The organism is Shewanella sp. (assembly GCF_051658185.1).
In the GTDB taxonomy this organism is placed as follows: Bacteria; Pseudomonadota; Gammaproteobacteria; order Enterobacterales; family Shewanellaceae; genus Shewanella.
In genome coordinates this window covers 1-14,483 of the sequence record NZ_JBOFMC010000161.1, presented here as the reverse complement: position 1 = coordinate 14,483, position 14,483 = coordinate 1, and the positions used below count along the sequence as shown (strand labels likewise).

Here is a 14,483-nt window from a genome sequence, read left to right as displayed (position 1 = left end):
GTATGTTGGCGCCGTGAACATGATTTTGCTGGGTGAGTATTGTCTTGCTAAGTGAGCGTCGCCGATTACCTCGCTATTGGTTTTTCTTTATGAGATTGCGTTATGGGGCCCGCGCTGCCGGATGCGCTGCTGCAAGTCTCTTAACCTAGGCCCCTTTGTTTGATCTGGTGATATGAAGCTGGGCCTGACATAGCACAGTGCCTTTTTTAACCCGTAAATGTTATTGTTTTTCTCATTTTTAGTCCGCAAGGTAAGCAGTCATGCAACAGTATTTAGAGTTAATGAACCACATTTTAGCCAATGGTGTGGATAAATCCGATCGAACCGGCACTGGCACACGTTCAGTCTTTGGCTATCAAATGCGCTTTGATTTGAACCAAGGCTTTCCTTTAGTGACCACTAAAAAGTGCCATATGCGTTCCATTATTCATGAGCTGCTGTGGTTTTTAAAAGGCGATACTAACATTGCTTATCTGCGTGAAAATAAAGTCAGCATTTGGGATGAGTGGGCTGATGAACACGGTGATTTAGGGCCGGTCTATGGTGCCCAGTGGCGCAGCTGGCCGACGCAAAGTGGCGAGACTATCGATCAAATTGCCCAAGTGATCGCGCAAATTAAGACTCAACCTGATTCACGGCGCCTGATTGTCTCGGCTTGGAACGTGGGCGAACTGGATAAAATGGCGTTAGCGCCTTGCCATGCTTTTTTTCAGTTTTATGTGGCAGAAGGCAAGCTTTCTTGCCAGCTTTATCAGCGCAGCTGCGATGTGTTCCTTGGTTTGCCGTTTAATATCGCCAGTTATGCCTTATTAACTATGATGGTCGCCCAGCAGTGTGATCTCGCCTTAGGGGAGTTTGTCTGGACGGGGGGCGATACTCATTTGTACGCCAATCATATGGAACAAACTGCGCTGCAATTAAGTCGCGAGCCTAAGGCGTTGCCGAAGATGACTATCTTGCGTAAACCTGAGTCGATTTTCGATTATCGCTTTGAAGATTTTGAACTGAGTGGTTATGAATGCCATCCGCATATTAAGGCTCCGGTCGCCATTTAACCGAGTCTAACAGCAAAACACTTCGGATATACCGAGGTGTTTTGACGAGACTAACGATTATACCTAGGCTGATAATTCGTCTACACTCAGTCCATTATGTTTTTTTGGAGTGAATGATGCGAACAGCAATTAAGAATTTTTTAGGTCAAGAGTCTGCAGGAGGCATCCTGTTGTTGGTGGCTGTTGTCTTTGCCATGTTGATGGCCAATTCCCCTTTATCTGGGTTTTATGAGGGCTTTTTAGGGACCGATGTCCAGGTAAGGATTGGCACTTTAGACATTCATAAACCACTCGTGCTGTGGATTAACGACGGTTTAATGGCATTGTTTTTTCTGCTGATCGGACTTGAAGTGAAGCGTGAACTGCTTGAAGGCGCGCTTTCAAGCGTGGCCCAAGCATCCTTACCCACCTTCGCCGCGATTGGCGGTATGATCGTACCCGCTGCGATCTATCTTCTGTTTAACTTTGGTGACCCAGTGACTCAGGCAGGATGGGCGATTCCTGCCGCGACGGATATCGCTTTTGCTTTAGGGATTATGGCATTACTGGGCAGTCGTGTGCCGGTCTCTTTAAAAGTGTTTTTACTTGCGCTGGCGATTATTGATGACCTCGGGGCGATTGTTATTATTGCGCTGTTTTACAGCACCGATCTGTCAACCATCAGTTTAATTGTTGCGAGCATCGCGATTGTGGGCCTTGTGGCGCTTAATCGTAAAGGCGTGACCTCATTGCTGCCTTATGGGCTGTTAGGGTTGATCCTCTGGGTTGCGGTGCTTAAGTCTGGTGTGCATGCGACGTTAGCTGGGGTGATTATTGCGTTTTGTATTCCATTGCGCGCTAAGGATGGGACTTCCCCCTCGGAGCACTTAGAACACAGTTTACACCCTTGGAGCACTTTCTTTATTTTGCCGATATTTGCCTTTGCCAATGCTGGTGTGGCACTCGGGAACATGAGTCTAGACACCTTAATTTCCCCGGTACCGGTAGGCATTGCCTTAGGTTTAGTGCTTGGAAAACCGATTGGGGTACTGTTATTTAGCTTTGTTGCCGTCAAGCTCAAATTGGCTCAGTTACCCGATGGGATTAGTTGGAAACAAATAGCCCCGGTGGGCGCTATGTGCGGTATTGGTTTTACGATGTCGATGTTTATTGCGTCCCTCGCATTTGAACAAGTCGATCCTATGTTTGGTGATTTAGCACGTCTAGGTACGCTCGTCGGCTCGATTATTGCTGCGCTGATTGGTTATTTCTGGCTAGCAGCAGTCTTACCTAAAAAAGGAGGGCAATGATGAAAATACAACATGTTGCAGCGGGACTCATGCTATGTGTGTCGTCAAGTGCGATGGCCACGCAAATTGATGCCTGTAACCGTGATGTCACTTCGAGCACTTGCCAGAGCTACCTTGAAGGCATTGTTGATGGGGCGCTGATGTTCAAATTGGACTCCGTCGGGGCGCGGCTTGAAGCCAGCAATGATTATGAGTCTCGGGCGCTCAAGTATCGTGGCGGTAAGCGTTATCAAGAAGCTAATCGCACCTATTGTGCTAGTCGTATTCCCGACCGTGATAGTTTAGTATCAGGGCTAACGGAGGCTATCAGTACTGGCACGGCAGTGGATCTACCACAGCTACAGGGGGTAGTCGTTAACCTATTGGATTGTCAGCGGTTAAAATAGTTAGTATGCATCACCATGGCCAGCGCCATGGTGATGTCTTTTTAGGTGCTGCTATTGATTGCGCTATTGATCCCATTGCATCAATGAGGGAGTGCTGGCGGCTATGCTGCATTTAAATTACAACCATCTGTATTATTTTTGGATGATTAAAAAGAAGGGCTCAGTGGCCAAAGCCGCAGAAGCACTTTGTTTGACGCCACAGACGATAACCGGCCAGATCCGTGCGTTAGAAGGGCGGTTGAACGGAAGTTTGTTTAAACGAGTGGGTCGTAATTTAGAGGCAACTGAGTTGGGTGAGTTGGTATTTCGTTATGCTGATAAGATGTTTAGTCTCAGCTACGAAATGCTTGATCTGCTGAATTATCAAAAAGATGATGCCATTCTTTTTGAAGTTGGCATTGCCGACGCCTTATCAAAAGCCATCGTGAGCCGCGTGTTATTGTCGGTAGTGCCTAATGACAGTTCGATGCATTTAGCTTGTTATGAGGCCACCCACCAAAGTTTAATGGCGCGACTACGGGAACATAAACTGGATATGATCCTCTCGGATTGTGCCGGTGAATCGTTGAAATATCCTGAAATTTTATCTAAAAAGCTCGGCGAGTGTGGTGTGAGCTTTTTCAGTGCGCAAAGGTACCCTGCCGATTTTCCTGCTTGTCTAGAGCAGGGCCAGTTATTGATCCCCGGGCGTAAAACCTCACTGGGGCAACAGTTATATCGCTGGTTTGATGAACAAAATCTTAATGTGAGTATTTTAGGTGAGTTCGATGATGCCGCCATGATGAAGGCGTTTGGCTATTTAAAGCGTGGCATTTTTGTAACCCCGTCAATTTACCGCCATGAGGTGATCTCCCAAGGCATGCATTTACTCGGTGAAACCTTAGATGTCCGTGAAGAATATCATGTGATGTTTGCCGAGCGTATGATCCAACATCCTGCCGTAAAACGATTATTAGATACGGATTTTAGTGATTTATTTGCCGGTCTCGATGCCCAAGTGCACCAATGCTAAGCTGATATTCGGCTCGAGGACCATCGACACTTAGCGTCATCTGCTGCTAGACTAAGACAAATTTATTTTGGGAGAAATACCTTGGAATTAATGAACATAGCGCGTGTTCGTTGGGCATGCCGCCGGGGAATGCTTGAGCTCGATATCCTATTTCAACCCTTTGTTGAACAGGTTTATCAAGGATTGTCTAATGCGGATAAAGCCACTTTTATTCGCTTGTTAGAGTGCGAAGATCCTGAATTATTTGCGTGGTTTATGGGGCATGAAGAGTGCGCTGATGTAGAGTTAGCACGTATGGTTGCCAAAGTCCGTGGCAGAGCGGCTGCATAGTTTTCAGGTCACCTCCTCCTTTGACCAGCGCCTCTCGTTGGTCGTCTTTATGTGTGTGAGCGCAAGCTCGCTGCTGATCTGGCCCCGTACTGAACTGTGGTTTATCGCATTGCTGCAATGGGGCATATTGGCACTGCTGCTGATGCTGACCCTGATGTGGCTGTGGCGATTACAACAATGGCATTTTCGTTTTGCATTAAATAGCAAAGGCGAGGGGCGATTAGCCTCGGGCGAGCATTTTGGTGTGCTCCGCCGCACTTGGGTGACCCCTTTCATCTGCTTAATGTATATCAAGGTTGACCAACAAATACGCTTAATCCCCCTTTGGGCAGATATGTTTGATGATGTCGAGTATCGGCATTTGTGCCGCTTGTTGTTGCAGGCCAAAACCGCGCAGACAAAGGGGGATTAGGCTATTGGGTGACCCATCATGCTTGCTGACTAAGCATATGCTTGGTGACGATGCCAAGGGCGAAGGGGCTCAACAGTGTAAGGCGCCAACGACCTTGAAAATATTGGCGGCAAGTGAGCCTTACGCTAATTCACTAATGGTAACTCATTGGTAAATGATGAAGTTTGATGATTAAACCTTGTAAAACAAAGCTTATGAATGAATGGTTCTGAGCAAAGGTTTATGAACAAAGGTTTATGAAAAAAGGCCTATGTCAAATCCTGTGTCCAAAGGCCTCGTTCAAGTTCAGTGAGTGTAAGCTAGGTTATTTCTGGCTGCAAAATCGTTGGCCGCGGGGCGGCTAATTTCTCTGGGTGATCGATATTGTAATGCAGTCCCCGGCTTTCCTTACGTTCCATCGCACAACGAATAATCAGTTCGGCGACTTGCACTAAGTTACGCAGTTCTAGCAGATTATTGCTCACCCTAAAATGGCGGTAATATTCTTGAATTTCTTGCTGCAGCAGTAAACAGCGGCGCAGGGCTCGCTCAAGGCGTTTATCGGAGCGCACTATGCCAACATAGTCCCACATAAATAAGCGTAGCTCGTGCCAATTGTGGGCAATCACGACCTCTTCATCAGAGTTAGAGACTTGGCTTTCATCCCAAGGTGGAATGGGGCCGGGTGGATTAATTTTTTGTAATTGGCTTTCAATATCCAAGGCTGCCGCCCGGGCAAACACCAGACATTCAAGCAGCGAGTTACTCGCAAGACGATTAGCGCCATGTAAGCCTGTGTAGGCGACTTCGCCAATGGCATAAAGTCCATTGAGATCGGTCTGACCATGAAGGTCGGTCATCACACCACCGCAGGTGTAATGTGCCGCGGGCACCACAGGGATGGGATCTTTGGTGATATCTATGCCCAATTCGAGGCAGCGTCGATAAATCGTGGGGAAATGTTTGATGATAAAGTCGCTGTCTTTATGGCTAATGTCTAAATAGACACAGTCAGCCCCGAGCCGCTTCATCTCATAATCGATAGCCCTCGCCACGATATCCCGCGGCGCGAGTTCTGCTCGGTCATCAAATTCAGGCATAAAACGGCTACCATCGGGACGACGCAGATAGGCGCCTTCACCGCGCAAAGCCTCGGTGAGTAAAAAATTGCGAGCATCCGCATGATACAAACAGGTGGGATGGAATTGATTAAATTCCATATTCGCTACGCGGCAACCGGCGCGCCATGCCATGGCAATACCATCGCCACTGGCAATATCAGGGTTGGAGGTGTATTGATACACCTTTGAGCAGCCCCCCGTTGCTAACGCCACAAATTTAGCCTTAATCGTCTCAACATGTTCGGCATTACGGTTCCACACATAAGCCCCTAACACCCGGTTTCCTGGGCGGTCGAGTTTACGAGTGGTAATGAGATCAACGGCGTTATAGCGCTCTAACACTTGGATGTTGGGATGGGCTAGCGCCCGCGCTTGTAAGGTTTTTTGAACTTCTTTGCCGGTTGCATCGGCGGCATGCAAAATGCGCCTGTGGCTATGGCCACCTTCACGGGTGAGATGATAAGGGGCATCTTTGGGATTGTTGCCGTGGTGCTCCTCTTTATCAAAAGCGACACCACACTCAATTAGCCATTGCATGGCACTTTTGGCATTTTCCGCGGTAAAAGTGACGACGTCTTTATCACACAATCCCGCGCCAGCGACTAAGGTATCTGCAACATGGGATTCAATGGTGTCACTCTCATCAAAGACAGAGGCTATCCCGCCCTGGGCATAGTAGGTTGACCCTTCAGAAAGGGGGCCCTTTGAGAGCAAAATTACCTTTGCTTTTTCAGCAAGATGTAAAGCCAGTGTTAGACCTGCGGCGCCGCTACCTATGACTAATATGTCAGATTGGTGTTCAACTACTTGTTTCATCGGGTATCATGATGTGACTTAAGAGTGCTCTCTATGGTAAACCAACTGGTGAGATATGGGTACTTTCCTTTTATCCTTACTTTTTTTGTATAATTGTCAGAACTTTTTCAAAGCACGCGAGTCTACATAAGTGAATATGATTCGAGCGACTGAGAAATCAGCATTTTAGATTTAGGAGAAGTCGGCTCGGATGAGTGGACAAATAAGTGATCAACAATTAGTTGAGCGCGTGCAACAGGGTGATAAAACTGCTTTTAACCTGTTAGTGCTTAAATATCAAAGCAAAGTGATTAGTTTGATTTCACGCTATGTGCGTAATCAATCTGACGTTGCTGATGTGGCACAGGAGGCGTTTATCAAAGCTTACCGTGCTTTGCCGAACTTTCGTGGTGAGAGTGCATTTTATACCTGGTTGTATCGCATTGCAGTAAACACTGCAAAGAATTATCTAGTGTCACAGGGCCGCAGAGCGCCCGCGAACGATGTTGATGCTGAAGATGCCGAATATTATGAAGGTAGTGATGCGCTAAAAGAGTTTGCCTCTCCGGAGCGGCTCATGTTGTCGGATGAAATTAAAAAAGTCATTTTCGACACGCTAGAAACATTGCCTGAAGAACTACGCATGGCCATTTCATTACGAGAACTCGATGGTATGAGTTATGAAGATATTGCCATCGTGATGGAATGCCCCGTAGGAACGGTGAGATCGCGTATCTTCCGAGCTCGTGAAGTGATCGATAAAAAGCTCCAGCCGTTACTGGAAGCGTAATTTTTTACAAGCTAGCACTTTTTGTAAAACATGGCATTGTAAAAACGTATTGTTGTAAAACAGGATATTGTAAAAATATAGCGTTGAAAAACATAACGTTGTAAAAGTAAATGCTTCGAAACGGCAAGCCTTTATAAAGTTTAAGTGATAGTAAAACTGTGGTTCTGCTGTCGGTTAAGCGCTTATATTAAGAAACCTTTATATTTAGACAGGTGAACGATGGATAAATTAGGGCAAGAATGGGTGTCTGCGGCAGTCGATGGAGAGACTGATGCGCAGACCATGGCAGAGTTAGTTGCTGACACGCATTCCCATGATAAATGGCATAATTATCATATGATAGGTGATGCTATGCGGGGGGAATTACCGCAAACCCTAGTATTAGATCTGTCCGCGAGTATTGCTGCTGCAATTGAACGCGAACCTGCGATTGTGGCACCGCAACTGGCGTCGAACACAACGGCAACATTGACCGCAGAGGCTGAAAGGGTGGCTGTGGCTAATGAGCAAAGTGGCGCAGAACGCAATAATGTGGTGTCGCTATTTAAGCAGTTTGGTCAGTACGCGATTGCTGCAACGGTCGCATTATTTGCCGTGGTTGGTGTGCAAAATTACAACCAAAGTACTGAGGATGACGCTGGCGCAGCACCAGTCCTGGTGACTCGTCCGTTAGTGGGCAGCGCTTCGCCCGTGAGCTTGCAAACAGGACCTGTGTCGCAAACTCAAAATCAAAGTTACTCTAATGATCAGGTGAACGAACAGCGTCGTCGGATTAACACTTATATTCAAGATCATATGTTGCAACAACGCTTGAATACGGGTGCTGTGATTGAAAACGATACTGGGGTTATTGCCGTTCCGGCTAAGCAACAGTAAGGAGTTAGCTTGCGTCTAATTCTATTGGCTTTACTAGCCTTGGGGCTTCCTGCGATGGCGCAGGAAGATATGCCCGCTAAAGTTTGGCTTGATAAAATGAGTCAGGCTTTAAAAGAGAAAGAATTTAAAGCATCCATTATTCAACTTCAGGCCGATCATATTCGGCCTTTGGTTTATATTCACGGCAAAGTGAATAACCAAGAGGTCGCTTTTTTGGAGTACCTCAACGGTCCACCTAAAAACGCGGTGCGTGTTGGTAATCGAGTCACGTTTATTGAACATGACCAACCTGCCTATAGCATTGTCTCTAATCATCTGCAGGGGGTTTGGCCTGCGGCATTTTCTTCAAAAATGAGCGAGTTAGAGGTTGGCTATCAATTTGTGCTGGGTGGCCGAACCCGTATAGCGGGCCGACCTGGGCAAATGGTTCGATTGCTGCCTAATGATGAGTATCGTTATGGCTTCCATGTTTGGCTCGATATGGAGACCTACCTTCCTTTACGCTATGACATGCTAACTCAAGATAAACAATTGCTTGAACAAATAATGGTCATTGAACTCTTTGAGTTTAAAGATCCTCCGCCTATTTTAGAGGAGGCTTTTAAACAAGAATGGCCTGCGGTTATCGATCAAGCGGAACGTCAAGATGGGCAAAATTGGCAATTTTCGTGGTTACCTGCCGGCTTCAAGGTTGTGGTGCGCGATCACCATCATTTAATAGGTAGTCATGAGGCGGTTGAATATATCGCCTTGACCGATGGGCTTGCCAATATTTCAGTGTATGTGGCCAGAGCGGGTTCAAGTCCGTTGCCTGAGGAGTTAATTACTCGTAATGGCGTGTCGCTCGTAGCCGAAAAAGTCGGTAATGCTGAAGTGGTTGCCGTGGGTAAAGTGCCCGTCGAAACCTTGTCGCGTATCGCGAAGAGTCTGAGATTAGAGTAGGTCGGCGCCAATGATGGAAGAAATGGCAAGAGTGATTGCCTGTGATAATCAAGGTTGGCTGACGGTTGAAGTGCAGCTAAAGAGTAGCTGTAAGAGCTGCAATAACGGTGATAGTTGTGGCACCTCGGCGGTTGCTCAGGCTTTTTCAGGTAAAACGCAGCAGTTTGCTATTTACAGTGAGCGGCCTTGCCAACCCGGTGAGTTGTTAAAACTCGGCCTCCCCGAACGCACGCTTCTTAAGGCCGCCGCTTTGATGTATTTGATGCCACTGCTGGGGATATTTATAGGGGCGACATTCGGGCAATGGTTGGGCTCATTATTGGCATGGGATAGCGATATGGGTGCCATACTCTTTGCACCCCTTGGCGCTTTTGCGAGTTGGTTTGCTGGTCGCCATTACCTCAAACGGCTTGAGGCCGATGCCCAACCCGTGATTTTGGCTTATTTAGGTATGGGGGTCAGTCTACAATCTGCTGATTGATGCTCGCCTGATGAGCGTGGCGTGTTGGGGTGAACGCCTTACCGCAGGCCCAACACTCATCGGTTTTTTCGTAAAATTTTCGCTATACACCCATTGAAACGTGAATCTGATTGGTATTGAAACCGCAATCAGGTACAATTTCGCTCCTTTGAACCGTATCCATTTTCAGTATTAGTCATTGCAGCATAATGAAACACATTAGAAACTTCTCAATTATTGCCCATATCGACCATGGTAAATCAACGCTATCAGATCGTCTTATTCAGGTTTGTGGTGGTTTAACCGACCGTGAAATGGATGCTCAAGTGCTCGATTCTATGGATCTTGAGCGTGAGCGTGGTATCACGATTAAGGCGCAAAGTGTCACCTTAGACTACAAGGCTAAAGATGGCCAAGTCTATCAACTCAATTTTATTGACACCCCAGGTCACGTTGACTTCTCCTATGAAGTGTCACGATCATTGGCGGCCTGTGAAGGGGCGTTGTTGGTGGTGGATGCGGGTCAGGGTGTTGAAGCGCAGACCTTAGCGAACTGTTATACCGCACTGGATATGAATCTGGATGTGGTGCCGATTTTAAACAAAATTGACTTGCCCCAAGCCGATCCTGAGCGCGTTGCCGCAGAGATTGAAGACATTGTGGGCATCGATGCCATGAATGCGGTGCGTTGCTCCGCGAAAACCGGTGTCGGCGTTGATGATGTATTAGAAGTGATTGTTGCGCAAATCCCACCACCGCAAGGGGATCCGGATGCGCCATTACAAGCCTTGATCATTGACTCGTGGTTTGACAGCTATCTTGGCGTAGTATCGTTAGTGCGTATCAAACACGGTAGTTTGAAAAAAGGCGATAAATTCAAGGTGATGTCTACCGGACAAAGCCATACTGCCGATCGTGTGGGTATTTTTACTCCAAAACAAACCGACAAAACTGAGCTTAAAACCGGCGAAGTAGGCTTTGTGATTGCAGGTATTAAAGAAATTCACGGTGCACCAGTAGGGGACACCTTAACGCTGGCCAAAAATGGTGCGGATAAACCGTTACCTGGCTTCAAAAAGGTGAAGCCACAGGTGTATGCCGGGGTGTTCCCGATTTCCACCGATGAGTATGAAAACTTCCGCGATGCACTAAATAAACTCAGTTTGAACGATGCCTCATTGTTCTTTGAGCCTGAAAGTTCTTCTGCTTTAGGTTTTGGTTTCCGTATTGGCTATTTAGGCCTGCTGCATATGGAAATTATCCAAGAGCGACTCGAGCGTGAATACAATCTTGAGCTCATCACGACGGCGCCGACGGTGGTGTATGAAGTCGTCATGACCAATGGCGAAATCATCTATGTTGATAATCCATCGGATTTGCCTGCGATTAACAACATCGAAGAAATGCGTGAACCGATTGTTGAAGCTAACATATTGGTACCTAAAGAATATTTAGGTAACGTGATTACCTTATGTATCGAAAAACGCGGCACTCAAGTCAACATGGTTTACCATGGTAATCAAGTGGCGGTGACCTACCATTTGCCGATGGCAGAGGTGGTGATGGACTTTTTTGACCGCTTAAAATCGACCAGCCGCGGCTATGCGTCACTCGAATATAACTTTATTCGTTTTGATCCTGCCGACATGGTGCGTTTGGATATCTTGATCAACGGTGACCGAGTCGATGCGTTAGCCATGGTTATCCATAGATCCAATATCCGTCATCGTGGTTTGGCATTGGTTGAAAAGATGAAAGAGCTCATCCCTCGACAAATGTTTGATATTGCAATTCAAGCAGCAGTTGGCAGCCAGATTATTGCCCGCTCGACCGTCAAAGCGCTACGCAAAGACGTGACGGCAAAATGTTACGGCGGCGACGTTTCCCGTAAGAAAAAACTCTTGAATAAGCAAAAAGAGGGTAAAAAACGGATGAAGCAAGTCGGTAACGTTGAGGTGCCACAGGAGGCATTCTTAGCGGTACTTAAACTCAACGATTAATCGTTGTCAGCATAACATTTGAATCGATTATTGCGCCGCAGTTTGCGGCGCTTTATTTAGGTTATCCTATGATTTTATTGTGTTTATAATGAAATTTGGTAATTTAACTAAAGTTCAATATTCGCTCAGTTAAGCACCTTTAATTATTTCAAGGCAGGAGTTCAACAAGCAATGGCAGCTTATTTTTCGATTATTTTAGTGCTAGTAACCCTGATTACCGGGCTTATCTGGTTAGTGGATGTGTTGGTGTTTGCCCCTAAGCGCATGGCAAATTTGGCTTTAGCCAAAGCGACACAGGCCAATTTAACCGAAGAAGCGCAGTACAACATTATTCGCGAATCCACCGTGGTTGAAACCGCCCATTCTATTTTCCCCGTGATTGCCTTTGTGTTGATCCTACGCTCATTTATTTATGAGCCGTTCCAAATTCCCTCGGGCTCTATGATGCCAACGCTGTTAGTGGGGGACTTTATTTTGGTAGAAAAATTCAGTTATGGCCTAAAAGATCCGGTATGGCGCACGCAGTTAGTCGAGACGGGTAAGCCTAAGCGGGGGGATGTGATTGTATTTAAATATCCTGAAAATCCGCAAATCGACTATATCAAACGGGTCGTGGGATTACCGGGGGATCGGGTTATTTACCGGAATAAGGAGCTGCTTATTCAGCCAGCCTGCGCTGAGCAAGCAACCTGTCCTGAGCCACAATTGATTGCCCGTACTGATGTTAACCGGGGTGAGTTTAACCAAGATGGCGTGCCATTACTGCGTTACTCAGAGCAGCTCGGCGAAGTTGCCCACGATATTCTTATCAACCCCAGCCGTCCTGATATGATCGGCTATTTTAAACGTGACGCCAATTTACCCGCAGGTGAGTTTTTAGTGCCAGAGGGGCAATATTTCGCCATGGGCGATAACCGTGATAACAGTACCGACAGCCGTTTCTGGGGATTTGTCCCTGAAGCAAACTTGGTCGGTAAAGCGGTAGCGATTTGGATTAGTTTTGAATTTGAACGTCAAAAGACCGATTTTCTCCCTACTTGGCTACCAAGTGGGGTACGGTTTGAGCGTGTAGGTGGAATTAAATAGCATGGAACCGATTAAAAATTTGCCACGATTGTGTCGCACTTTAGGCTACGATTTTAAAAAAATTGAGCTGTTAACTCAGGCGCTGACCCATCGAAGTGCGGCAAATAAACACAATGAACGTTTAGAGTTTTTAGGCGATTCTATTTTGTCTATCGTGATCTCTGATGCGCTGTATCACCAATTTCCGAAAGCCACCGAAGGTGACTTAAGCCGTATGCGCGCCACCTTAGTGCGTGGCGATACCTTAACGCTGATCGCCCAAGCCTTTAAGTTAGGGGATTATCTATACTTAGGACCTGGCGAACTCAAAAGTGGTGGATTTCGTCGCGAATCGATTTTAGCGGATGCAGTTGAGGCCGTTATTGGGGCGATTTATCTCGATTCCGATCTCGAGGTTTGTCGCCAATTGCTGCTCAATTGGTATGCCGAGCGTTTAGCTGAAATTCAGCCCGGTGTCAGCCAAAAGGATGCCAAAACCCTGCTACAAGAATATTTGCAGGGAGTAAAAAAATCACTGCCGGATTATCAAGTCATTAATATTGAAGGCGATGCTCACGATCAAACCTTTACCGTAGAATGCCGTATCGAAGACCTGAGTCAAAGTGTGATAGGGGTTGCTAGCTCACGCCGCAAAGCGGAACAAATTGCCGCAGCACAGGTATTGGAGTTATTAAAGAAATGACCAAAAAGACCGATTTGCCAGGTATCGATGCCGCCAATGCGCCGCAGGAGCCGAGTTTAGATGAATTGCTGGCGAGGATGAATGCTTCGGCACCAACGCCTAGCGCCCAATATGATGTCACCTATTGTGGCATGGTGGCCATTATTGGGCGTCCTAATGTGGGCAAGTCTACCTTGCTCAACCGTTTGCTCGGGCAAAAGGTGAGTATCACCTCGAAAAAACCACAAACCACACGTCATCGCATTATGGGTATTCATACTGACGGTCCACGTCAGATCGTGTTTATCGATACGCCAGGGCTACACATTGAAGAGCAGCGCGCCATTAACCGTTTAATGAACCGCGCCGCCGCCAGCTCCTTGGCCGATGTGTCTATGGTGATCTTTGTGGTCGATGGCATGACATGGACCGCTGACGATGAAATGGTATTAAGCAAACTGCGCCGGGGTGGCGAGCAGCGTAAAACCATTTTGGCTATCAATAAAGTCGACAATATCAAAGATAAAGAAGCACTCTTCCCTTATTTAGAAGAGGTGGCCAAAAAGTATCCCTTCGATGAAATTCTGCCCATTTCGGCGAGTAAGGGCACCAATGTTAAGCGTATTTTAGAATTAGCGGCGGCCTCTTTGCCTGAGAATCCGTTCTTCTTCCCTGAAGATTATGTGACCGATAGGTCGCAGCGCTTTATGGCTTCTGAAATTGTCCGTGAAAAACTGATGCGTTTTCTAGGGGATGAACTGCCCTATGATGCCACGGTTGAAATCGAGCAATTTAAGATGATGGAAAATGGCGTTTATCAGATTAATGCGTTGATCTTAGTTGAGCGCGAAGGCCAAAAACGCATGGTGATCGGCAATAAAGGTGAGCGTATCCGTACCATTGCGACTCAAGCGCGCTTAGACATGGAAACGTTATTTGATAACAAAGTGTTCCTCGAAGTGTGGGTGAAAGTGAAATCCGGTTGGGCGGACGATGAGCGTGCCTTGCGCAGCTTAGGTTATGGTGAGGATTGATGGCTCATCATTGAGTGTCAGTCATCATTCATGTCAGTCCTATGAGTGCGCTTGCCGATGAAACGTGGATACGTGTTACATCATCGACCTTATCAAGAGTCCAGTGCCTTAGTTAACCTGTTGGTTGATGGCATTGGCCGGGTCGATGCGGTTGCCAGGGTGGGCAGCGGTAAGCGCTCGATTAAGAGTATTCTTCAGCCTTTTCAGCCGCTCATTTTTGAGTTTGCAGGCAAATCGGAATTAAAAACCCTCACT

General features: G+C 46.8%; 16 protein-coding genes. 15 read left to right on the top strand and 1 reads right to left on the bottom strand.

Annotated elements, in window-relative coordinates; all coding sequences use genetic code 11:
• Positions 1-260: 260 nt before the first annotated feature.
• From thyA to ACRCZA_RS06675, 6 genes are all read left to right on the top strand, one after another.
• Positions 261-1,055: a thymidylate synthase gene (gene thyA, locus ACRCZA_RS06700; protein ID WP_438673678.1), complete on the top strand. Its 795-nt coding sequence runs from the start codon at positions 261-263 to the stop codon at positions 1,053-1,055.
• A 116-nt stretch (positions 1,056-1,171) separates the two neighbouring features.
• A complete protein-coding gene (nhaA, locus tag ACRCZA_RS06695) occupies positions 1,172-2,344 on the top strand; it encodes a Na+/H+ antiporter NhaA (protein WP_438673680.1) in 1,173 nt (390 codons plus the stop codon).
• Positions 2,344-2,730: a hypothetical protein gene (locus ACRCZA_RS06690; RefSeq protein ID WP_438673679.1), complete on the top strand. Its 387-nt coding sequence runs from the start codon at positions 2,344-2,346 to the stop codon at positions 2,728-2,730. The genes nhaA and ACRCZA_RS06690 overlap by 1 nt, the downstream gene beginning before the upstream one ends.
• A gap of 103 nt (positions 2,731-2,833) precedes the next feature.
• A complete protein-coding gene (nhaR, locus tag ACRCZA_RS06685; RefSeq protein WP_438673677.1) occupies positions 2,834-3,742 on the top strand; it encodes a transcriptional activator NhaR in 909 nt (302 codons plus the stop codon).
• An 81-nt stretch (positions 3,743-3,823) separates the two neighbouring features.
• Positions 3,824-4,072, top strand: a complete 249-nt coding sequence (locus ACRCZA_RS06680) for a succinate dehydrogenase assembly factor 2 (RefSeq protein ID WP_438673676.1) — start codon at positions 3,824-3,826, stop codon at positions 4,070-4,072.
• A complete protein-coding gene (locus tag ACRCZA_RS06675; protein ID WP_438673675.1) occupies positions 4,053-4,484 on the top strand; it encodes a protein YgfX in 432 nt (143 codons plus the stop codon). Before ACRCZA_RS06680 ends, ACRCZA_RS06675 begins: the two co-directional genes overlap by 20 nt.
• A 299-nt stretch (positions 4,485-4,783) precedes the next feature.
• Here the strand turns inward: ACRCZA_RS06675 and nadB are convergent, their stop codons facing one another.
• On the bottom strand, positions 4,784-6,400 hold the full coding sequence (gene nadB, locus ACRCZA_RS06670) for an L-aspartate oxidase (RefSeq protein WP_438673674.1): 1,617 nt from the start codon (positions 6,398-6,400) through the stop codon (positions 4,784-4,786).
• Between the two features lie 190 nt (positions 6,401-6,590).
• On the opposite strand from nadB, the gene rpoE reads away from it, so the two are divergent.
• The 9 genes from rpoE to recO form a co-directional block, all read left to right on the top strand.
• Entirely contained in the window at positions 6,591-7,169 is a 579-nt protein-coding gene (gene rpoE, locus ACRCZA_RS06665) for an RNA polymerase sigma factor RpoE (RefSeq protein ID WP_438673673.1), read from the top strand.
• A 219-nt stretch (positions 7,170-7,388) separates the two neighbouring features.
• Positions 7,389-8,045, top strand: a complete 657-nt coding sequence (locus ACRCZA_RS06660; RefSeq protein WP_438673672.1) for a sigma-E factor negative regulatory protein — start codon at positions 7,389-7,391, stop codon at positions 8,043-8,045.
• Positions 8,046-8,054: 9 nt separating this feature from the next.
• Positions 8,055-8,987 (top strand): MucB/RseB C-terminal domain-containing protein, encoded by a 933-nt coding sequence (locus ACRCZA_RS06655; protein ID WP_438673671.1) that lies wholly within the window; start codon positions 8,055-8,057, stop codon positions 8,985-8,987.
• A 10-nt stretch (positions 8,988-8,997) separates the two neighbouring features.
• The gene (locus tag ACRCZA_RS06650; protein WP_438673670.1) at positions 8,998-9,468 is read left to right on the top strand and encodes a SoxR reducing system RseC family protein; all 471 of its coding nucleotides are present in this window, start codon (positions 8,998-9,000) and stop codon (positions 9,466-9,468) included.
• 188 nt (positions 9,469-9,656) lie between these two features.
• A complete protein-coding gene (gene lepA / locus ACRCZA_RS06645) occupies positions 9,657-11,447 on the top strand; it encodes a translation elongation factor 4 (protein WP_438673669.1) in 1,791 nt (596 codons plus the stop codon).
• 171 nt (positions 11,448-11,618) lie between these two features.
• Positions 11,619-12,533: a signal peptidase I gene (lepB, locus tag ACRCZA_RS06640; RefSeq protein ID WP_438673668.1), complete on the top strand. Its 915-nt coding sequence runs from the start codon at positions 11,619-11,621 to the stop codon at positions 12,531-12,533.
• 1 nt (position 12,534) lies between these two features.
• The gene (gene rnc / locus ACRCZA_RS06635) at positions 12,535-13,215 is read left to right on the top strand and encodes a ribonuclease III (RefSeq protein ID WP_438673667.1); all 681 of its coding nucleotides are present in this window, start codon (positions 12,535-12,537) and stop codon (positions 13,213-13,215) included.
• Positions 13,212-14,228, top strand: coding sequence for a GTPase Era (gene era / locus ACRCZA_RS06630; protein ID WP_438673666.1), 1,017 nt, complete (start codon positions 13,212-13,214; stop codon positions 14,226-14,228). Before rnc ends, era begins: the two co-directional genes overlap by 4 nt.
• A gap of 57 nt (positions 14,229-14,285) precedes the next feature.
• A partial coding sequence (gene recO / locus ACRCZA_RS06625) for a DNA repair protein RecO (protein WP_438673665.1) occupies positions 14,286-14,483 on the top strand: 198 nt, incomplete at its 3' end.